The 19330-nt window shown below is 61.9% G+C and carries 18 protein-coding genes, 1 tRNA gene and 5 pseudogenes; 13 read left to right on the plus strand and 11 right to left on the minus strand.

Annotated features, from left to right (window positions below):
- Nucleotides 1–75 precede the first annotated feature (75 nt).
- The 3 genes from AC5O5R_RS20880 to mqo all read right to left on the minus strand — a co-directional run bounded on the left by AC5O5R_RS20880 (nucleotide 76) and on the right by mqo (nucleotide 3130).
- A complete protein-coding gene (locus AC5O5R_RS20880; RefSeq protein ID WP_172219428.1) occupies nucleotides 76–699 on the minus strand; it encodes a helix-turn-helix transcriptional regulator in 624 nt (207 codons plus the stop codon).
- Entirely contained in the window at nucleotides 699–1334 is a 636-nt protein-coding gene (locus tag AC5O5R_RS20885) for a hypothetical protein (RefSeq protein WP_172219426.1), read from the minus strand. The genes AC5O5R_RS20880 and AC5O5R_RS20885 overlap by 1 nt, the downstream gene beginning before the upstream one ends.
- A 158-nt stretch (nucleotides 1335–1492) precedes the next feature.
- Nucleotides 1493–3130, minus strand: coding sequence for a malate dehydrogenase (quinone) (gene mqo, locus AC5O5R_RS20890; protein WP_172219424.1), 1638 nt, complete (start codon nucleotides 3128–3130; stop codon nucleotides 1493–1495).
- 334 nt (nucleotides 3131–3464) lie between these two features.
- Between mqo and AC5O5R_RS20895 the strand changes: the two genes are divergently transcribed.
- The 3 genes from AC5O5R_RS20895 to AC5O5R_RS20905 all read left to right on the plus strand — a co-directional run bounded on the left by AC5O5R_RS20895 (nucleotide 3465) and on the right by AC5O5R_RS20905 (nucleotide 7541).
- Nucleotides 3465–3995 carry a sigma-70 family RNA polymerase sigma factor gene (locus tag AC5O5R_RS20895; RefSeq protein ID WP_494514732.1) on the plus strand — a complete coding sequence of 177 codons (531 nt, stop codon included), beginning with the start codon at nucleotides 3465–3467 and terminating at the stop codon, nucleotides 3993–3995.
- Between the two features lie 4 nt (nucleotides 3996–3999).
- Nucleotides 4000–4965, plus strand: coding sequence for a FecR domain-containing protein (locus AC5O5R_RS20900; protein ID WP_172219420.1), 966 nt, complete (start codon nucleotides 4000–4002; stop codon nucleotides 4963–4965).
- A gap of 134 nt (nucleotides 4966–5099) precedes the next feature.
- Nucleotides 5100–7541: a TonB-dependent siderophore receptor gene (locus AC5O5R_RS20905; RefSeq protein ID WP_494514733.1), complete on the plus strand. Its 2442-nt coding sequence runs from the start codon at nucleotides 5100–5102 to the stop codon at nucleotides 7539–7541.
- Between the two features lie 88 nt (nucleotides 7542–7629).
- On the opposite strand, the gene AC5O5R_RS20910 is transcribed toward AC5O5R_RS20905, so the two are convergent.
- Nucleotides 7630–7821 carry a YhfL family protein gene (locus tag AC5O5R_RS20910; protein ID WP_172219416.1) on the minus strand — a complete coding sequence of 64 codons (192 nt, stop codon included), beginning with the start codon at nucleotides 7819–7821 and terminating at the stop codon, nucleotides 7630–7632.
- Between the two features lie 188 nt (nucleotides 7822–8009).
- Between AC5O5R_RS20910 and AC5O5R_RS20915 the strand changes: the two genes are divergently transcribed.
- From AC5O5R_RS20915 to AC5O5R_RS20945, 7 genes and pseudogenes are all read left to right on the plus strand, one after another.
- Entirely contained in the window at nucleotides 8010–8627 is a 618-nt protein-coding gene (locus tag AC5O5R_RS20915; protein WP_494514734.1) for a LysE family transporter, read from the plus strand.
- Between the two features lie 409 nt (nucleotides 8628–9036).
- Nucleotides 9037–9242 (plus strand): annotated as a pseudogene (locus AC5O5R_RS20920) (hypothetical protein).
- A 96-nt stretch (nucleotides 9243–9338) separates the two neighbouring features.
- Nucleotides 9339–9488 (plus strand): annotated as a pseudogene (locus AC5O5R_RS20925) (transposase); the annotation flags it as partial.
- Nucleotides 9489–9571: 83 nt separating this feature from the next.
- Nucleotides 9572–9712, plus strand: a pseudogene (locus AC5O5R_RS20930) (IS66 family transposase zinc-finger binding domain-containing protein); the annotation flags it as partial.
- Nucleotides 9713–9714: 2 nt separating this feature from the next.
- Nucleotides 9715–9882 (plus strand): annotated as a pseudogene (locus AC5O5R_RS20935) (transposase domain-containing protein); the annotation flags it as partial.
- A gap of 249 nt (nucleotides 9883–10131) precedes the next feature.
- Nucleotides 10132–10650, plus strand: a complete 519-nt coding sequence (locus AC5O5R_RS20940) for an isochorismatase family protein (RefSeq protein WP_172219410.1) — start codon at nucleotides 10132–10134, stop codon at nucleotides 10648–10650.
- Nucleotides 10651–10998: 348 nt separating this feature from the next.
- Nucleotides 10999–11178 (plus strand): annotated as a pseudogene (locus tag AC5O5R_RS20945) (addiction module antidote protein); the annotation flags it as partial.
- 101 nt (nucleotides 11179–11279) lie between these two features.
- Here the strand turns inward: AC5O5R_RS20945 and AC5O5R_RS20950 are convergent.
- From AC5O5R_RS20950 to dapA, 5 genes are all read right to left on the minus strand, one after another.
- A tRNA-Ser gene (locus tag AC5O5R_RS20950) sits at nucleotides 11280–11369 on the minus strand.
- A gap of 91 nt (nucleotides 11370–11460) precedes the next feature.
- Nucleotides 11461–12171: a phosphoribosylaminoimidazolesuccinocarboxamide synthase gene (gene purC, locus AC5O5R_RS20955; RefSeq protein WP_016498342.1), complete on the minus strand. Its 711-nt coding sequence runs from the start codon at nucleotides 12169–12171 to the stop codon at nucleotides 11461–11463.
- Nucleotides 12172–12201: 30 nt separating this feature from the next.
- Nucleotides 12202–12960, minus strand: coding sequence for an MBL fold metallo-hydrolase (locus AC5O5R_RS20960; RefSeq protein WP_494514735.1), 759 nt, complete (start codon nucleotides 12958–12960; stop codon nucleotides 12202–12204).
- Complete coding sequence (bamC, locus tag AC5O5R_RS20965) at nucleotides 12961–14079, minus strand: NlpB/DapX family lipoprotein (RefSeq protein ID WP_172219407.1); 1119 nt, start codon at nucleotides 14077–14079, stop codon at nucleotides 12961–12963.
- A gap of 15 nt (nucleotides 14080–14094) precedes the next feature.
- The gene (gene dapA, locus AC5O5R_RS20970; RefSeq protein WP_172219405.1) at nucleotides 14095–14982 is read right to left on the minus strand and encodes a 4-hydroxy-tetrahydrodipicolinate synthase; all 888 of its coding nucleotides are present in this window, start codon (nucleotides 14980–14982) and stop codon (nucleotides 14095–14097) included.
- Nucleotides 14983–15241: 259 nt separating this feature from the next.
- Between dapA and AC5O5R_RS20975 the strand changes: the two genes are divergently transcribed.
- Together AC5O5R_RS20975 and AC5O5R_RS20980 are read left to right on the plus strand one after the other, a co-directional pair.
- Complete coding sequence (locus tag AC5O5R_RS20975; protein ID WP_172219404.1) at nucleotides 15242–15802, plus strand: glycine cleavage system transcriptional repressor; 561 nt, start codon at nucleotides 15242–15244, stop codon at nucleotides 15800–15802.
- An 11-nt stretch (nucleotides 15803–15813) separates the two neighbouring features.
- Complete coding sequence (locus tag AC5O5R_RS20980) at nucleotides 15814–16287, plus strand: peroxiredoxin (RefSeq protein WP_172219402.1); 474 nt, start codon at nucleotides 15814–15816, stop codon at nucleotides 16285–16287.
- A 130-nt stretch (nucleotides 16288–16417) separates the two neighbouring features.
- Here the strand turns inward: AC5O5R_RS20980 and AC5O5R_RS20985 are convergent, their stop codons facing one another.
- Nucleotides 16418–17488, minus strand: a complete 1071-nt coding sequence (locus AC5O5R_RS20985) for an AI-2E family transporter (protein WP_016488640.1) — start codon at nucleotides 17486–17488, stop codon at nucleotides 16418–16420.
- Nucleotides 17489–17507: 19 nt separating this feature from the next.
- The gene (locus AC5O5R_RS20990; protein ID WP_172219401.1) at nucleotides 17508–17747 is read right to left on the minus strand and encodes a sulfurtransferase TusA family protein; all 240 of its coding nucleotides are present in this window, start codon (nucleotides 17745–17747) and stop codon (nucleotides 17508–17510) included.
- A gap of 122 nt (nucleotides 17748–17869) precedes the next feature.
- Here AC5O5R_RS20990 and AC5O5R_RS20995 point away from each other — a divergent pair, with 122 nt between their 5' ends.
- A complete protein-coding gene (locus AC5O5R_RS20995; RefSeq protein WP_172219399.1) occupies nucleotides 17870–19306 on the plus strand; it encodes a M48 family metalloprotease in 1437 nt (478 codons plus the stop codon).
- The last annotated feature ends 24 nt before the right edge of the window (nucleotides 19307–19330 follow it).

The raw sequence follows: 19330 nt of genomic DNA on the forward strand, positions 1-19330 counted from the left end.
TGTGCGGCGAAGCTGAATTCCGGGGGCCGCTACGCGCCCCTTTCGCGACACAAGGCCGCTCCTACAAGGGCCGCATTAGCTTGCAGGTTTTGCATGGATCAGGGCAAACCGGCACACCTGCCCTCCCCTGAGCATGCATTCCTCATGGCTGACCTCGGCACCTCCCAAGGTGCCGATCAACGCCAGGTCCAGCTCGCACACCACCGGATGCACCTTGGCCAGGTGATGGAACACGCAGTTGTGCGCGACGATCTGCGGCTCCCCCGTCGAACGGAAGAACACCTGCGCCTCATACCCCGCGTTGTTCATATGCTCGACGATGCGCGCCTCATCCACCACCTGGTGCTCCAGGTCCGCCGCCAGCTTGCGCCCCAACTGACGCATCAGCGCCAGCAACGCCTCCTGCCCCATCAGGCCAGCCACTTCGGCAATCAGCAGGTTGGCCAATAGCGGGTACTGGCGGGGAAACTGCTCGCGGGCATGCTCGGTCAGTTCGTGCAACTGCTCCGGGCGCCGCCCGGTTGGTCGAGTGGCGCCGCGCTTGACCAGTCCGTCACGCTCCAGCGCGGCCAGGTGTTGTCGCACTGCTGTGCGGGTGATGGCCAGGGCCTGCGCCAGGTCGTCGATGCTCATGCCGGCCGGCTGATGCAGCAACGTGTAGAGCAGGTCCTTTTGGGTACGGCCCAGGCCTTCGAGCATCAGAACTTGTCCGGGAACTGTTTGACCAACGCCGCAGCCAGGGCGTCGGACAGGGTCAGGATGTGTTCGCGCATCATCGCCCAGGTGCGTGCCTCACCGGCATAGTCGCCGGCCGCCAACTGGTCAATCTGCACCACATGGTGGCCGCCGTGGGCACTGAGCAGCGTCAGCAAGGTCGCCTCGGGCAAGTTCGGGTTCGCCTTGGCCAGGAATGCAGCGATGGCCTTGGCATTGGTCGTCAGCTCATCAACCGCCGCTTGCTGGCCCTTTTTGTCCTTGCCCACGGTGGCATCGCTGTAATGCTTGATTGCGCCCCAGTGGCCCGCCAGCAGTTTCAGTAACTGGTCGGCAGCGGGTTGGCCATAAAGCGGGGCAATGCTATTGGCGATTCTTGTCGCATCGCTAACCACTTCGTTGGCGGCCACTGCAGCCTGCCTGGCGTTGCCGGCCTGGTTGGCCACGGCGTAGTTGCGAACCCAGAAGATGTGCTCGACCCACAGGTCGCGCAGGGCCATGCGCGTGGTCACTGCAGCGGATTCGGCGGGTTTGGCGGCAGCGGTGCTGGCGTAACTCTGGCTCCATGCCGGCTGGGCGCACAGGGCGAGCAGCACAAGTGCAGCAATCTTGGTGTTCATGACGGCACCCTCCTTGAGGGGATCGACTGACAAGATTAATTTAAGCATCAATATATGTTTTTATTGCGCGCCTGCCAGGTTTCCGATCAGTGGTTTTTTGTACAAACAAAAAGCCCCGGAATCGCTGCCGGGGCTTTCGGTCACAACAAGGCGGTCGCTTACAGCGCCATGTCGTTCTCTGGCTTGCTTTCAACCGGCTTGCTCGCCGCGCCGCCAAAATCGACGCTGGCGTCGATCACTGGTGGCTTCTCCAGTTGCAGCATTTCAGCGGTGTAGTTCCACTCTTTCTGGGTGGCTGCCGCCGACTCGTTCAGCTTGGTGCCGTAGCTTGGCACGATCTCTTTGATCTTGGCCTGCCACTCTGGGGTAGCGACCTTCTCCTTGAACACGGTTTCCAGCACGTTCAGCATGATCGGCGCAGCCGTCGAGGCACCAGGCGAGGCGCCCAGCAGACCGGCGATGGTGCGGTCCTGGGAAGCCACCACTTCAGTGCCCAGCTTCAGCACGCCGCCCTTCTCGGCATCACGCTTGATGATCTGCACGCGCTGACCAGCCTGCCACAGTTTCCAGTCTTCCTTCTTCGCGTTCGGGAAGTAGGTGCGCAGCGCTTCGAAGCGGTCATCGTCAGACAGCATCAGCTGGCCAGCGAGGTACTCGACCAGCGGGTACTGATCGATACCGACCTTGGTCATCGGCCATACGTTGTGGGTGGTGGTGCTGCTCAGCAGGTCCAGGTACGAACCGTTCTTCAGGAACTTGGTCGAGAAGGTGGCGAACGGGCCAAAAAGGATCACGCGCTTGCCGTCCAGCACGCGGGTGTCCAGGTGCGGTACCGACATGGGCGGCGCACCGGTCGAGGCAATGCCGTAGGCCTTGGCCATGTGCTGCATGGCCACGGTCGGGTTCTCGGTCACCAGGAACGAGCCGCCCACCGGGAAGCCTGCGTATTCCTTGGCTTCAGGAATGCCCGACTTCTGCAGCAGCTTCAGCGCGCCACCACCGGCACCGATGAACAGGAACTTGGCATCGGTGGCCGACTCGGTACCGTCCTTCAGGTTCTTGTACTCGACGTGCCAGGAGCCGTCCTTGTTGCGCGAGATGTCCTGCACTTCGCTGGACAGCTTCAGGTCGAAGCCTTGCTGGGTTTGCAGATGGCCAACGAACTGGCGGGTGATCTCGCCGAAGTTGACGTCGGTGCCGATCGGCGTCCAGGTCACGGCCAGCTTCTGGTTCGGGTCGCGGCCTTCCATCATCAACGGGGCCCACTTGGCGATCTGCGCGTGGTCCTCGGAGTACTGCATCGGGCGGAACAGCGGGCTGGTCTGCAGCGCGTCGTAACGCTTCTTCAGGAACTTGATGTTGTCATCGCCCCAGACGAAGCTCATGTGCGGGGTGGTGTTGATGAACGAGTGCGGGTTCTTCAGCACGCCCTGGCGTACTTGCCACGACCAGAACTGGCGGGAAATCTGGAAGGCTTCGTTGATTTCGATGGCCTTGGCGATGTTGACGTTGCCGTCTTTGTCTTCCGGGGTGTAGTTCAGCTCGGCCAGCGCAGAGTGACCGGTACCGGCGTTATTCCAGCCGTTGGAGCTTTCTTCGGCCACGCCATCCAGGCGCTCGACCATTTCCATCGACCAGCTTGGCTCCAGCTCGTGCAGCCACACGGCCAGGGTGGAGCTCATGATGCCGCCGCCGACCAGCAGCACGTCTACTTTCTTGGTTTCTGCGGCGTGCGCTTGCATGAAGCTTGCTGCAACAGCCAGACCCAGCAAGGTCTTGCCAGCTTTCTTGAACATTGATCAATTCCAGTCAGGAGAACGGAGTGAGGGCCTGTGGCTGGCCCAGGTATTCCTTGTTCTTCAGCGCAGGCTTGTTGTTGATCATTGTTCAGCAGCCAGAGAACAGAAAACGACTCGGCCTTTTGTCGAATTGACCGACGAGGGCTGAATCGTTTTTCCGATTGTATCCCAATTGCCAGCACAAACAAATTGCGTGCCGTCGCGTCAACGCGGCAGGTTGTCCCAGGCATCCCGACGGCGGCAACGACAATGATTGCAGTATTTTTCAGCGGCCTCTACTATCGCGATCATTTCTCATTCGCACCATTACGCGCTCGCGCCGGATGCCGCCGTGGTTTCGATACCCCAGTTGAATACCTCGCTCCATACCCTTTACCACAGCCATTCGCGCTGGTTGCTCGGCTTCCTGTACCGCCGGCTAGGCAGCCGCTGCGATGCTGCCGACCTGGTGCAGGACACGTTCGTGCGCATCCTCAACCGCCCAAGGCAGTTTGACGGCGTACGCGGCGAACGCTCGTACCTGGCGACCATCGCCCGCGGCCTGTGCGTGGACCACTGGCGCCGGCAGAAACTGGAGCAGGCCTGGTTGCAGCAGCTGGCCTTGCAACCCGAGAACGTACAGCCCTCACCCGAACAGCGCGCGATCATCGTCGAGACCCTGCACGAGGTGGACGCAATGCTGCTGCGCTTGCCCGGCAAGGTACGCCAGGCGTTCCTGCTGGCGCAGATCGACGGGCTTGCCTACCGCGATATCGCCGCGCATATCGGGGTAAGCGAACGCATGATCAAGAAGTACCTGGCCCAGGCATTTTTGCACTGCGCCATTCTTGAAGCCGAACTCGACGGGATGCTGGTGGAGTGATGCCATGAATTCGCCGGCGCAAAAGCTGAGCCACGCCAGCCTGCAACAAGCGGCGCACTGGTACGTGCAGTTGCAGGACGAAAACGTTCCCCCGCAGTTGCGTAAACAGTGGCAACGCTGGTTTGACCAGCATGGTGACCATCAGGCGGCCTGGCACTATGTGCAACGGGTCGGCCAGCGCTTTGCGCCCTTGCAGGCCGAAAGCACGGCTGCAGGCCGGGTATTGCGCGAGCATGATGCCCGCCGCTTCAGCCGACGCACGGGGCTCAAGTCCTTGCTGGTGCTTGGCGCCAGCAGCCTGCTTGGCTGGAGGGTCTGGCAAGGCGCGCCGGTGTCGGGCTGGGGGGCCGACATGGCCACCGGCATCGGTGAAATCCGCGAAACCCGCCTGGCCGATGGCAGCCAGTTGTGGCTGGGGGCGCAGAGCGCCGTGGACATGCAGTACTCGCCGCTCAGCAGGGTGCTGAGGCTGCGATTTGGCGAACTGCTGGTGGAAACCGCCCACGACCCGCGTCGCCCGTTCTTCGTCGACACTGCGCAAGGGCGCATGCAGGCGCTGGGGACGCGCTTCGCGGTTTGCCAGCAGGGCGAAAATACCCGGCTTGATGTGTACGCGGGCGCCGTGGAGGTGTGCACCGCTGGCAGCGGCGAAAAGTGCATCGTGCAGGCGGGCCGGCAGGTGGACTTCAGTGCCCTGGGCATCAGCAGCACTCGGCCGGCACAAAGTGCTGGCGAGTCGTGGGTTCATCACCGCCTCAATGCCGAGGACATGCCGCTGGCGCATCTGCTGCAGACCTTGGGCCGGTATCGCCACGGGCACCTGGGCTGGCATCCACAGGTGGCGAAGCTCTCAGTCATGGGTGCCTTCCCGCTTGATGATACCGACCGGGCGCTGGCGTTGTTGCAGGCGGCGTTGCCGGTGCGGGTGCAGCGGCTGACGCCGTGGTGGGTGACTGTAGAGCCGGTTTGATACCTGGAAGCCAGCGCTGGCCTGATTGTTGTGCAAGGCAAAAAAAATCTGTCGAGCCGGTTCCCTTTTCCCAATCTCATCCGGTTAACCCGGCATAGCCCTCCCAACTCACCCTACCGATTCCCGAGACCCGCATGCCGACGCCCTTCCACCCCGCGCTTCGCCTGGCGCTTGCCGCGCCCCTTTCGTTCTGCGCCGCCGCGCCGCTGATGTTGCCAGCAACCCTGGCCCAGGCCGGACAGGCCGCCAGCGCCGAAAGCACCTTCAACATCGCCCCCGGCTCGCTCGCCAGCGCCCTCAACCAGTTCAGCAGCCAGGCCGGCATCTACCTGGCCGGCAGCAATGAACTGGCCGCCGGCAAGACCAGCCAGGGGCTGCAAGGCCGCTACAGCGTCGCCGTGGGCCTGGCCCGCCTGCTGCAGGGCAGCGGCTTGCAAGCCGTGCCTCAGGGCAGCGCAGGTTATGTGCTGCAACCACTGGCCGATGGCACGGCGCTGCAACTGGACGCCACCTCGATCAACGCCGCCACCCTGCTCGCCAGCAACGGCCAGAGCGATACCGGCTACCGCGCCGTGGCCAGCAGCACGGCCAGCAAGACCAGCAGCGCGCTGGCCGACACCCCGCGCTCGGTCTCGGTGGTTACCCGCCAGCGCATGGATGACCAGCAATCGCAAACGCTGACCGAAGTGCTGGGTTATGTACCTGGCATTTTCTCGCCGCCGTTTGCCGGCGGTGACGGCCAGGCGGGCGACCTGTTCTTCATCCGTGGCTTCAACGCCACCGACTACGGCTATGGCCTGCTGCGCGACGGCCTGCGCGTGCAAGGCAACCGCTACGACACCAGCAGCGAACCCTACGGCCTGGAGCGGGTGGAAGTGTTTCGCGGCCCGACCTCGATCCTGTATGGCGAAAACGCCCCCGGTGGCGTAGTCAATCTGGTCAGCAAACGGCCCACCGCCGAGGCCCGTCATGAAGTGCAACTGAGCTATGGCTCGCACAACCGCCGCCAGTTGGGCGTCGACGTTTCAGGCCCGCTGACCGATGAAGGCAATGTGCTCGGCCGCCTGGTGATGATGGGCCGCAAGTCCGATACCCAGGTCGATCACCAGCCTGATGATCGTATGTACATCGCCCCCTCGCTGACTCTGAACTTCGACGAGTTCAACAGCCTGACCGTGCTGGCGACCTATCAGCGTGACCGCACCTTGATGGAGCTGGGTTTCCCCGCCGCCGGCACCCTGCTGCACAACCCGAACGGCAAGATCGACAAGGACCAGCTGTCCGGCAACCCGGACTGGGACAACTTCGAACGGGAAACCTGGAGCCTGGGCTACGAGTTCAGCCACCGCTTCAACGACACCTGGCAGTTCCGCCAGAACTCGCGCTACATGCAGTCGCGAATCGACCGCCAGGAAATGTGGCCGGGTAGCCTGAACAATGGAGGCTTCGGCACCACCCTGAGCAATCAGGCCTACGACCGCTACAACAAGTCCATCGCCTACTCGCTGGACAATCAGTTCGAAGGCCATTTCACCAGAGGCGCGTTCGACCACACCTTCCTTGTCGGGGCAAGCCTGGACCGTACCTCGTTCAACCAGGACTGGGACGCTGGCAACGGCGGCACCATCAACGTGTTCGACCCGGTCTGGAACGGCAAGCCGACTACGCCCTTGCATGTTCAGAATGCTCTGCTCGACCAGACCATGTACGGGCTCTACAGCCAGCTGCAAACCAAGGTCGATAACTGGGTATTGTTGCTGGGCGGGCGCCTGGACCGGGTCAACAGCCAGTACCGCAACAAGGCCGGCACCCTCAATGCACAAGCCGACATGGACAGCTGGGACAGCAAGTTCACCTGGCAGACCGGAGTGATGTACCAGTTCGAAAACGGCCTGTCGCCGTACTTCAGCTACTCCACAGCCTTCGCCCCTACTCAGCAGACCGAAAGCCGCAGCGGCCCGCTGGACCCCACCACCAGCGAACAGTACGAAGTGGGCGTCAAGTATGAGCCCAAAGGCTGGAACACCGCCTTTACCGCGTCGGTCTACGACTTGCGCAAGAAGGACGACGTGTTGTTCGACTCCGCCGTGGGTGACTACCGCCAGATCGGTGCCAGCCGAGCCAAGGGTGTCGAGCTTGAGTTGAACAGCGACCTGAGCGAAAACCTGAACCTCACCGCTGCCTATACCTACACCGATTCGCGCATTACCAAGGACGTCGCCGGGTCGCTGTACGAAGACCACCAAATGACCGGCGTGCCGCGTAATCAGGCATCGGTGTGGAGCACTTACCGCTTCCGTGACGGGCTGCTCAAAGGGTTGCAGATCGGGGGCGGCGTGCGCCACTTCGACAGTACTTTCGCCTACACCCCGGCAAGCCTATACGGCAAGCTGGACAGCGGCGACGTGACGTTGGTGGATGCCAAGGTCGGCTATGAAATCGACGACAACTGGTCGGTCGAGGTCAATGCCCGCAACCTGTTCGACAAAGAGTACGTGGCAGGCTGTAACAACGCCGGGCGCTGCTACTGGGGCGAAGAGCGTACTTTGCTGGGAACAGTTTCGCTGCGCTGGTAAGAGACCCACAAACAAAAGCCCCCGGCCATCTGCATGACCGGGGGCCTTGGATCACGTCGCAAGCGTCGCGATCAGGGTACCGCCAAGATTACTGCTGCTGAGGCAGTTTATCGATCGGGCCGCAGCCACCGATGATCTTGGAGATGGAAACCGAAGGGTGGAACAGGTAGTCGTAAGTGCAGTTCTTCGGTTGGTTGTAGACCTGGCCAGTGCAACCCGACAGCAGGGCAACACCCGAAACGAGAGCAACGGCGACGGTGGCCTTGAACAGCTTTTTCATACTAAGTCCTTTAAATGAATCATCTTCGGCCATCGTCTGATGGCGGCCGGATGATACAGAAGCCAGGCATTGGATCCAAGTCGCGCGTAGCAGAGATTCATTGCAATCGTGCAACAACAGGTTGTAAAGCGCGTCTTTGCCGACGATAGTTCAGGGCACTGACTTCGTATTGCCCACAGGAACTCACCATGCTCGGCGTCACCGACTACGGCGCATTCGTCATCGCCTTCATCATTCTTCTGGCCATCCCCGGCCCGGGCAACTTCGCCCTGATCACCGCCACCGGCAAGGGCGGTATCAAGGCTGGCCTGGCAGCGACCTGTGGGGTAATCGTGGGTGACCAGGTGCTGTTGTGGCTGGCGGTAGCGGGCGTCGCCACCCTGCTGGCCACCTACCCCACAGCCTTCCATATGGTGCAGTGGGCGGGTGCCGCGTACCTGGCCTACCTGGGCCTGCGCATGCTGCTGAGCAAACCCGGTGGTGCAGCCCACCCTTGCCGCATGGACAATGGCCAGTACCTGCGCCAGACCATGATGATCACCTTGCTCAACCCCAAGGCGATCATGTTCTACATGGCGTTTTTCCCGCTGTTCGTCGACCCGGTGAAGCACCAGGGGCTGGTAACATTCGGCTTCATGGCTGCGACGGTAGCGGTGGTAACTTTCGTGTATGGGCTGATTGCCGTGGTGCTGACGCACAAGCTTGCCGAACGCATGCGCGCCAACCCGCGCATCACCAATATGTTCGAGCGGCTGGCGGGGGCTTGCCTGGTGGGGTTTGGGATCAAGCTGGCGGCGATGCGCTGAGCAAGGCCGCAGGGGTTATAGCAATAGATAGCGGAGTCTAGCGATTTTCGCTATCTATTAGTAGATTTCGGTAGCGTTTGCCCTTCGACGCCGCAAACCAGCGCCCGTCCTACAGCCTGCACTCAGAATTATCCCCTTCCTTGTAGGGCGTTTCCCAAACATACTGCCAACCTGTTCAAACTGTTGCGACGGATTCGGACGCGCTCTAGTCTCGGCTTGTCGTTGTGGAATCAGCGACCGGCTTTGACAGGCCGATTACTCAAGTTTCCGTTGCAGCGCTTAATGGCAGCTGTGCGTGGGGCATATTCGTGTGCGCCGGGTCCTTGGGTACCGGTCTGTCAACCCATGTATAGCTGCCTCCATTCGTTTGACAGCGTTGCCAGGCGGCTCCACTACCCAAGGAGCTTACATGCGCAAGATAGTCCCCGATCCACCCTACTCCCTCGATTCCACCCAGGTCCTGCAAGACACTCTGGTCCAGTCCTCAGAGTACGTACTCTGCGCCCTGTCCGTCGCACGCCAATCCGTGCAACTCAACCGACCGCCCACAGCTCTATCGTGATGCAGGCTGTGATCCATGAAATGGAGGCGGTACAGAGCCTGGTCGAGTCGTAAGCGTCCGGCGAACTCACCTTCCGAACTCCAGCTTTAAGGGCGATGGTGTCCGCGTATTTTCAAGCGGACGCGATCGCCCTTATCGCCAGGATTTCCATGCGCCAACGAAGTTCTTATCCGAAACCGTTCAAAGCCCAAGTCGTTCAGGAATGCCTGCAACCTGGCGCATCCATTTCCAGTGTCGCCATCAGCCACGGCATCAATGCCAACGTCATCCGCAAATGGATGCGGCTCTATGGAGATCTGCCCGCAGCGACTTCACTACCGGCATTTGTCCCACTAAAAGCCGCACCTAAACGGCCAGTCGAAGCGTCAGTGATCATCGATTTCGCCATGAACCCGAAAACACTCAGTGCGCCTGTGGTTGCCAGCTCCAACGCATCGGCGAAGACGTCAGCGAGAAGCTGGATTACACGCCGGGCGTGTTTACCGTCGAGCAACATGTGCGGGGCAAATGGGCCTGCCGTCAGTGGCGGCGATCATGAGTTTGATCCAGTCGGCACGCATGAATGGGCATGATCCGTATGCGTATCTCAAGGACGTGCTGATGCGGCTGCCAACGCAGCGGGCGAGTGAAATCGGCCAACTGCTGCCGCATCAGTGGTGCCTTCCTGAGTTACACAAGACCTCATGTCCGTAGACCTACACTACGCCGCCTGTCAAAAGCACTCACTTTAGGATCCTGGCTTGTCAGCTCGCTACGATATTGCTAGTTTCGATCTATGACTAGCTATTGCCTTACCTCGACTATCACCACCACGACCGCTGAAAGCGGAGCGTTCGAGGTGTCGTGAGCCAATAGCAGACGAACTTCAAAGGCCCGCCAGCGATGGACAGGGCCTTTTTTTATGCCCTTGTGTCGCTGGAACAAACGCAAGGAGATGCACTCATGTATGCCCTGTTGATACTCGATATCCAAGTCGGGCTTGTTCACGGCCCGGAAAAGCCATGGCGCTGTGAAGAGTTGTTGGAAACAGTGAACACCCTGATGGACAAGGCACGCAGCGCTGGCGCTCCGATTTTTCTCGCGCGCCACGTCGGGCCCGCTGGATCTCCAATCGCACCAGACAGTCCCTTGACGATGGTTGCGCAGGAACTGAAGCTTCTGGGTGGCGAGGTGGTATTCGAAAAGCGGCGGCCCAACGCATTCGAATTAACCGATCTTGCGGACAATTTGCGGTCTCGCGGGGCTACCGGTGTGGTAATCACCGGCATGAAAACTCAATACTGCGTCGATAGCACCTGCCGTGCTGCTCGTGATTTTGGCTTCAATGCGGTACTTGTCACCGAAGGTCATACCTGTTCAGACACGCCGGTGATGAAAGCTAAGGACATCGTTGCTCATCACAATGCAACTCTGGATGGGCCGTTTTGCCAGCTAGTTCCGGCTGAAGAGTGGAGTTTCTAGCAGAGTTCAAAACTACGGGAATGCGCATGACTTGCCGTAAGCACTGGCACCGTGTGACATTCCCGCACTCCAACTTGGGTCGTGAAGGGTCTGATGTATATCAATGGCCCAAACACGCTCGTATCTGAAAATAGACCGCAAGATGTATTGCCGGAACGCTTACAAGCCAGCTCCCACCCAGACCGCATCGAACTCAAGCCATGCGCCGTATTTGTGGGAGCCTGGCTTGCCGGCGATGGGCCGCAAAGCGGCCCCAATTGCTTAACTGACTGGCATTGACCCAAAGCCCGTTTGTGCGCCGATTATCGGACACACTTCGTACGAACGGGCTCGACCCGCTACCTGATGCTGGCAAAAGCCAAGGGTGTGAATCAATTTGCGCAAGACGCAGGCGTCAATCGGGAATCTCTCTATAAAACCCTGAAGGGCGGCGATAAAACTCGTTTCACTACTATTCAGAAACTCATGCTTGCCTTGGGTGTAGAGCTCACCGTCAGACCGCTCAAGAAGCTCCCCGCTTCCTCTTAGGCTCGGACCGCGCAAATGGGGCTGATGACCGCCAGCTATTTGGCGACACGCACAACGAAAAAGCCCCTGAAAGCTTTCGCTTCCAGGGGCTTGATCTTGTATGGCGGAGAGATAGGGATTTGAACCCTAGGTACTGTTGCCAGTACAACGGATTTCGAATCCGTCCCGTTCGACCACTCCGGCATCTCTCCAATGCCGCGCATCATACCAGCGTTCTTTTGAAACGCAAACTTTTTTTTAAAAAAAGTCGCGTGGTATCAGGCGCTTGCGTGAACGCGTCGCTTACAGCGGCACGCCCAGGCGCTTGGCAACTTCTTCGTAGGCTTCGATCACGTCGCCCAGGCCCTGGCGGAAGCGGTCCTTGTCCATCTTCTTGCGGGTTTCCTTGTCCCACAGGCGGCAGCCGTCGGGGCTGAACTCGTCGCCCAGCACGATCTGGCCGTGGAACACACCGAACTCCAGCTTGAAGTCGACCAGCAGCAGGCCGGCGTCATCGAACAGCTTGGTCAGCACTTCGTTGACCTTCAGCGACAGCTTTTTCATTTCCACCAGCTGCTCGGCGGTGCCCCAGCCGAACGCGACAACGTGGGATTCGTTGATGAAGGGGTCGCCCTTCTCGTCGTTCTTCAGGAACAGCTCGAAGGTGGACGGCTCCAGCTTGATGCCCTCCTCCACGCCCAGACGCTTGACCAGGCTGCCGGCGGCGTAGTTGCGCACCACGCACTCGACCGGGATCATGTCCAGCTTCTTCACCAGGCACTCGTTGTCGCCCAGCAGCTTGTCGAACTGGGTCGGCACGCCGGCTTCTTCGAGCTTTTGCATGATGAAGGCGTTGAACTTGTTGTTCACCGTGCCTTTGCGGTCGAGCTGTTCGATGCGCTTGCCGTCGAACGCCGAAGTGTCGTTACGGAACAGCAGGATCAAGCGGTCGGCGTCATCGGTCTTGTAAACCGATTTGGCCTTGCCGCGGTAGAGTTCGTCGCGTTTTTCCATGATTGGGCTCCGCTTGCTTGAGGTGTTGGGCTAGGCGATTTCGCGCCAGTCGAGCCCGTGTTCCTGATTCGCCACCTGGAGCCAGTCCGGGTCGCACCCAAGGGTGTCGACGAAGCACTGGCGGGCCAAGTGTGGCAGGTTGTTCTTGCTGCTGAGGTGGGCCAGCACCAGGTGTTGCAGGTTGCTCCAGCCCAACTCGTGCACCAGGCGCGCGGCCTGATGATTGTTCAAATGCCCTTGCATGCCACCTACCCGCCGCTTCAGGAAGGCCGGGTAGTGACCGCGTGCCAGCAGGTCGCGACAGTGGTTGGCCTCGATCAGCAACGCATCCAGGCCCTGGTAACGCTCCAGCAACAGCGTGTCGTACGAGCCCAGGTCGGTGAGCATGCCGAAGCGCCGCTGGCCGTCGCCGATTACGTACTGCAACGGTTCAAAGGCGTCGTGCTCGACCCGCGCGGCGGTGACTTCCAGGCTGCCGATGCGCAGGGCTTCGCCACAAGCGAGAAAACCGGCCACCTCCACCGGCTTGCGCATGCCGCGCAAGGTCCCTTGGCTGAGGTAGACCGGTACATTGTAGCGCCGTGACAGCAAACCCACGCCATGCACGTGGTCGGCATGCTCGTGAGTGACCACGACTGCGCTGAGCTGCGCCGGCGACACCCCGAGCAGCGCCAGGCGCCGCTCGGTCTCGCGCAGGGAAAAGCCGCAATCGACCAGGATGAACGTGTCACCACTGGCGATCAGCGTGCCGTTCCCTTGGCTGCCGCTTCCGAGTACCGCGAAGCGCACTTAGCCCAGGTGGTCCTGGATGGCGCTCAGCACGCGGCGGGCGACATCGGCCGGAGCCACGGTGTTGATGTTTTTCTCGACCGTGACCTGCACGCTCTCACCCACCTTGCTCAGGCGCACCTGGTAGCGCTCGGCGCGGGCTTCACGCTCTTCCTTGGTCGCCTCGCTGCCGAACAGGCGGCTGAAGAAGCCAGGCTGGTTCTGCTTGTCGTCAGGCTTTTCGGACAGGTTGATGTAGTACAGGCCCAGGCTGCGGTTGATGTCCTCGACACGCCACTCGCCCCCCTGCTCCAGGGCACGGCCCACGCCGGACCAGGCGCGGTCCAGGTCGGCACCAAGGTAAAGCACCGGGTTGCCACTGCCGTCTTCGCTGAGGCTGACGCGGCTTGGCGCGTCGAAATCGCGCGCGGCCAGCAGCGACACCGAACCGCCCTTCTCGGCGCTGCGGTTCATGCTGGCAAGCATTTCGTCGACCAGCAGCGCATCGGCGCCGGTGTTGGCGGAAGTGGACGGGAACGCAGGCTCGGCAGTGCTGCCGGCCGGGCGCTCGACGCTGACCACATACACCTCGGAGGTGTTGCGCTGCACGCCAGGCTCCATGCGCACACGTACGCGCACTTCGCTGTCAGCGCTGCTGGCGGTGCTGGCCAGGCGCTGGCCGAGCGATGCCGACAGCTCATCGAAGCGCTGCCAGGTGGTGTTGAATTCACCGGTCTGCGGGCGCTCTTCAGCAATGCGGAAGCCGTTGTCCTCGAAGAACTGGCGGGCCACCGGCCAGACTTCGGCCGGCGAATGCTGGGCCAGCACCCAACGGCTGCTGCCGCTGCGCTGCAGGCTGTAGTCGGTCACCGGGGCGCCGCCGGTCAGCGGCTGCGGGCGCGGCACTTCGAACTCGCCGGTTGCGCTGTCATCGGCGACGTTGCGCGGAATAGGCAGCAGCGGGTCAAGCCGCTTGACGCTGCTGGCGTCCGGCGGCAACTGCATCGGCGCGGTGGGGTGCGCCTGCAGGTAATCGCTGCCGCGGTCGCGGAAATAGCCATCCTCGCCCCACAGCCAGCCACACCCACTGGTGCTGGAGATAATCAGGGCAAGGGCGGAAAGACCAGCCAGTCGCTTCATGCGGTGTACTTCCTCTTAAACCAGTACGCCGGACTGGCGCAAGGCAGTACGGACTTTTTCGTGGCAGCCTTCGCTCAGCCAGGTCAGTGGCAGGCGAATGCCTTTTTGCATCAGGCCCATCTCGACGAGCGCCCATTTCACCGGAATCGGGTTGGCTTCGCAGAACAGGTCTTTGTGCAGCGGCATGAGTTTTTCGTTGATTGCGCGGGCCTTCTCGGCATTGCCCGCAAGGGCGGCCTCGCACAGATCGGCCATTTCGCGTGGGGCGACGTTGGCGGTAACGGAGATGTTGCCCTTGCCGCCCATCAGGATCAGCTCGACGGCGGTCGGGTCGTCGCCGGACATGACGATGAAGTCCTTGCTGACGCCGTCAAGGATGGCCTTGGCACGGACCAGGTCGCCGGTGGCTTCCTTGATACCGATGATGTTGGGCACGGTCGACAGGCGGATCACGGTCTCGGCCTGCATGTCGCAGGAGGTGCGGCCGGGTACGTTGTAGAGGATCTGCGGGATGTCGACAGCTTCGGCGATGTGCTTGAAGTGCAGGTACAGGCCTTCTTGCGTCGGCTTGTTGTAGTACGGCACTACCAGCAGGCAGGCGTCGGCGCCGGCATTCTTGGCGTTCTGGGTCAGGTGCACGGCTTCGGCAGTGGAGTTGGCACCCGTGCCGGCGATGACCGGGATCGGTTTTTTGCTGCGCTTGACGCGCTCGACCACGTGCTTGATGACCAGGATGTGTTCTTCGACATCCAGCGTGGCGGACTCACCGGTGGTGCCGACCGCAACGATTGCGTGGGTGCCGTTTTCCAGGTGGAAGTCTACAAGTTTGTCGAGGCTGCCCCAGTCAACACGCCCTTGTGCATCCATGGGTGTGACCAGTGCCACCATACTGCCCGCAATCATGTAACTGCTCCTGCCGGAAAAAGAGAGCGGTAATGGTACTGGGGGCATCGGCCTTGCACAAGCGAAGCAGGCGGGCGGAGCATTCCCCTCGGCGGCTTATTTCGCTACCCTTGCCCCTTTGATCGGTGCAGCGCGGCCCGCCGGGCCGTCGACCTTGCTCCCCGCCAGCGTCCACGACCTCGCATGCGAGCCCCGGGCCCTGCCGACAGGAGGCTTTCGCCCGTCCTGTGCCGACCGCTCATCGCTTTAGGAATGCTGCATGTCCACCCCCACCGTCCGCGAACAATTTCTTGTCATCAGTGCCCTGGGCCCCAACCCCATGGAGCTGGCCAACGTCCTCAGCCGCGCTGCCTTCGAAAACCGCTGCGCGGTGGTCACCTCGCGCCTGAGCCGCCACGGCGAGACCAGCGCCCTGGTGCTGCAGGTTGGCGGCAGCTGGGACGCCCTGGCCCGCCTTGAGGCGTCGCTGCCGAGCCTGGGCAAAAAACATGGCCTGACCCTTGACGTGGTGCGCAGCGCCGACCAGGAGGTGCGCCCCCAGGCCCTGCCTTACGTGGCCTACGTCAGCGCTGCCTATCGCCCGGACATCATCAACGAGCTGTGCCAGTTCTTCCTCGACCACCGCGTCGAGCTCGAAGCCATGACCTGCGACACCTACCTGGCGCCGCAAACCGGCAGCAGCATGCTCAATGCCCAGTTCACCGTGATCCTGCCGGCCGGCACCCAGATCAGCTGGCTGCGTGACCAGTTCCTGGACTTTGCCGATGCCTTGAACCTCGATGCGCTGATCGAGCCATGGCGCCCACAGAACCCGATGTAAGGAAACCGACCATGGCTGTAGCACTCGACCAACCCGTTGCCGACTTCCAGGCCCAGGCCACCAGCGGGCAGGCCGTCAGCCTGGCCGAACTCAAGGGCCAGCAAGTCGTGCTGTACTTCTACCCGAAGGACAGCACCCCGGGCTGCACCACCGAAGGCCAGGGTTTCCGCGACCAGCATGATGCCTTTGCCGCAGCCAACACCGTGGTGTTCGGCGTTTCGCGCGACGGCATCAAGTCGCACGAGAACTTCAAGGCCAAGCAAGGCTTCCCGTTCGAGCTGATCAGCGACAAGGACGAGGCGCTGTGCCAGCTGTTCGACGTGATCAAGCTGAAGAAGCTGTATGGCAAGGAATACATGGGCGTTGACCGCAGCACCTTCCTGATCGACAAGGACGGTGTGCTGCGCCAGGAGTGGCGTGGGGTGAAAGTACCCGGGCATGTGGATGCCGTTCTGGCTGCTGCCCAAGCCCTGAACAAGGCTTGAGATTGATGGGGCTGCCTTGCAGCCCATCGCCGGCAAGCCAGCTCCCACAGGCAATGCACAGGGCTTGAATGCGATGAGGTCGGTGTAGGAGCTGGCTTGCCGGCGAAGGGCCGCAAAGCGGCCCCAACAATCACAGCATTGGCGAAACGCTAGGCTCCTGCCGCGGCCAGGCATCCAGCACCGCCTTGATCAGCGTCGCCAGCGGGATGGCAAAGAAAATCCCCCAGAACCCCCATAGCCCGCCAAACAGCAGCACCGCGCAGATGATCGCCACCGGGTGCAGGCTCACCGCCTCGGAGAACAGCAGCGGTACCAGCACGTTGCCATCCAGCGCCTGGATGATCGCGTACACCGTCATCAGGTAGATGAACTGGTCACCCCAGCCCCACTGGAACAACGCGATCAAGGTCACCGGCACGGTCACCACCACCGCCCCCACGTAAGGCACCACCACCGACAACCCCACCAGCAACGCCAGCAGCGCGGCGTAGTTGAGCCCCAGGCTGATGAAGGCGATGTAGGTGGCAATGCCGCAAATCAGGATTTCGATGCCCTTGCCACGGATGTAGTTGGCAATCTGCCGGTTCATCTCGCTGCCCACCCGGTTCAGTAGGGCGCGCTGGCGCGGCAGGTAGCCGCTGACCCAACGCCCGATCAGCTCGCGGTCCTTGAGGAAGAAGAACACCAGGATCGGCACCAGCACCAGGTAGATCATGGCGTTGACCAGCAGCGGCAAGCTGGACAGCGAGAAGGTCAGCGCCCACTGGCCGAACTTGCCGATTTCACCGCGCACCGACTCGATGGCATGCAGCACCTGCTCGTCCGACACCAGGTGCGGGTAGCGCTCGGGCAACAGCAACAGCAGCGACTGCCACTTGCCGAGCATGCCCGGTAGCTCGTTGAACAGGGTGATCAGCTGGTGCCACAGCAGCGGCACCAGCACCAGCATGAATACCGCCAGTGCGCCCATGAACAGGGCGAACACCAGCATCACCGCCAACCGCGTGGGTACGCGCAGGCGCTCCAGGGCGTTGACCAGCCCCTGCATCAGAAACGCCAGCACCATGCCCGCCAGCACCGGCGCGAGCATGCCGCCCAGGGTAAGCACTGCGGTAAAGGCCAGGAACAGCAGGACCGCCAGCACCACTGCCTCCTCATCGGAGAAGTAGCGCTGCATCCAGTCGCGAAGCACTTTGAACATTGACGATCCTTGGTAAGACTCAGGCCTTGCGCAGCCAGTAGGTGTAGGTGCCGGCCTCGGCCGTTTCCCGCAGCAGCGTATGACCGGCCAGCCGGGCGAAAGTGCGGAAGTCACGCTGGGACCCGGCGTCGGTGGCGATCACCTTCAGCACTGCGCCGCTGGGCAGGCGGTTGAGCTCCATCTTGGCCTTGAGCAACGGCAAGGGGCAATTCAGCCCGCTGGCGTCCAGTTCGGCGTCGCAGGTCGGGGTGTCACTCATCGCAGGGCTCTCCAATGGCATTGCCGGGCTGCCGTTTGTTCGGGCCGGCTAGAATAGCGCCACTGGTCGCCAACGTGTGAGCCCGCTACAGTAGGTATCTTTGACCGACGCGAGCTTCATGCATGAATCTACTGCGCCCTACCCTGCTGACGCTGGCCTGCCTGTTGGCCCTTCCCGGCCATGCTGACGACCTGCCATCGCTGGGGGACGCCAGTTCCGCGATCGTCTCGCCGCAGCAGGAGCACCAGCTGGGCCGCGCCTGGCTGAGCCTGCTGCGCGGCCAGGTCAACCAGCTGAACGATCCGCAACTCAAGGACTACGTCGAAACCAGCGTGTACAAGCTGGCCGAGACCAGCCAGCTGCAGGACCGGCGCCTGGAGTTCATCCTCATCGACAGCCGCGAGCTCAACGCCTTCGCCGCCCCGGGTGGCATTGTCGGGGTCAACGGCGGTTTGTTCCTCAACGCGCAGACCGAAGGCGAGTACGCCTCGGTGCTGGCCCACGAACTGGCGCACTTGTCGCAACGCCACTTCGCCCGCGGCGTCGAGGCCCAGCAACGCATGCAATTGCCGATGATGGCGGCGCTGCTGGCAGGCATCGTGCTGGCGGCGGGCGGCGCTGGCGATGCAGGTATCGGCATGATTGCCGGTACCCAGGCGGCGGCCATTCAGGAACAACGGCGCTTCTCGCGGCAGAATGAACAGGAAGCCGACCGCATAGGCATCCAGAACCTGGAAAAGGCCGGCTATGACCCGCGCAACATGCCGACCATGTTCGAACGCCTGGCACGCCAGTATCGCTATGACGCCAAGCCGCCGGAATTTCTGCTGACCCACCCCGTTACCGAATCGCGTATCGCCGACACCCGCAACCGCGCCGACCAGGCGCCCAAAGGCGGCGTCGAGGACACCGCACGCTACCAGCTCATTCGCGCCCGGGTGGCGCTGACCTACGAGGGCACACCGGGGCTGGCCGCCAAGCGCTTCCGCGCCCAGCTGGACGAGGACCCCAAGCTCGACGCCGCGCGTTATGGCCTGGCCCTGGCGCAGATCAAGGGCGGCCAGTTGAACGAAGCACGCGAGCTGCTGAAGCCGCTGCTCGCCAAGGCACCCAACGACATCACCTACAACCTGGCGCAGATCGACCTGGATATCACCAACAACCGCCTGGCCGACGCGCAGCAGCGGGCCGAGCGGATGCAGGGGCTGTACCCAGGCAATTACCCGCTGAAACAGGTGCGTGCCGATTTGCTGGTGAAGCAGAACAAGCCGGCCGAAGCGGAGAAGGTGCTGAACGACCTGGTCAAGAGCCGGCCGGATGACCCGGACGTGTGGTACGACATGGCCGAAGTACGGGGCTTGTCGGGCAACACCATCGGTTTGCACCGGGCGCGGGCCGAGTATTTCACTCTGGTCGGGGATTTTGACCAGGCGATCCAGCAGCTCGATTATGCCAAGCGCCGGGCGGGCGGCAACTTCCCGCTGGCCTCGCAGATTGACCAGCGTCAGCGCGAGATCATGGAACAGCAGCGCATGGTTCGGGAAATGATGGGGCGCTGAGGATTTTGGGGGCGCTTTGCGCCC

This window comes from Pseudomonas sp. 8_5_2, assembly GCF_059295255.1.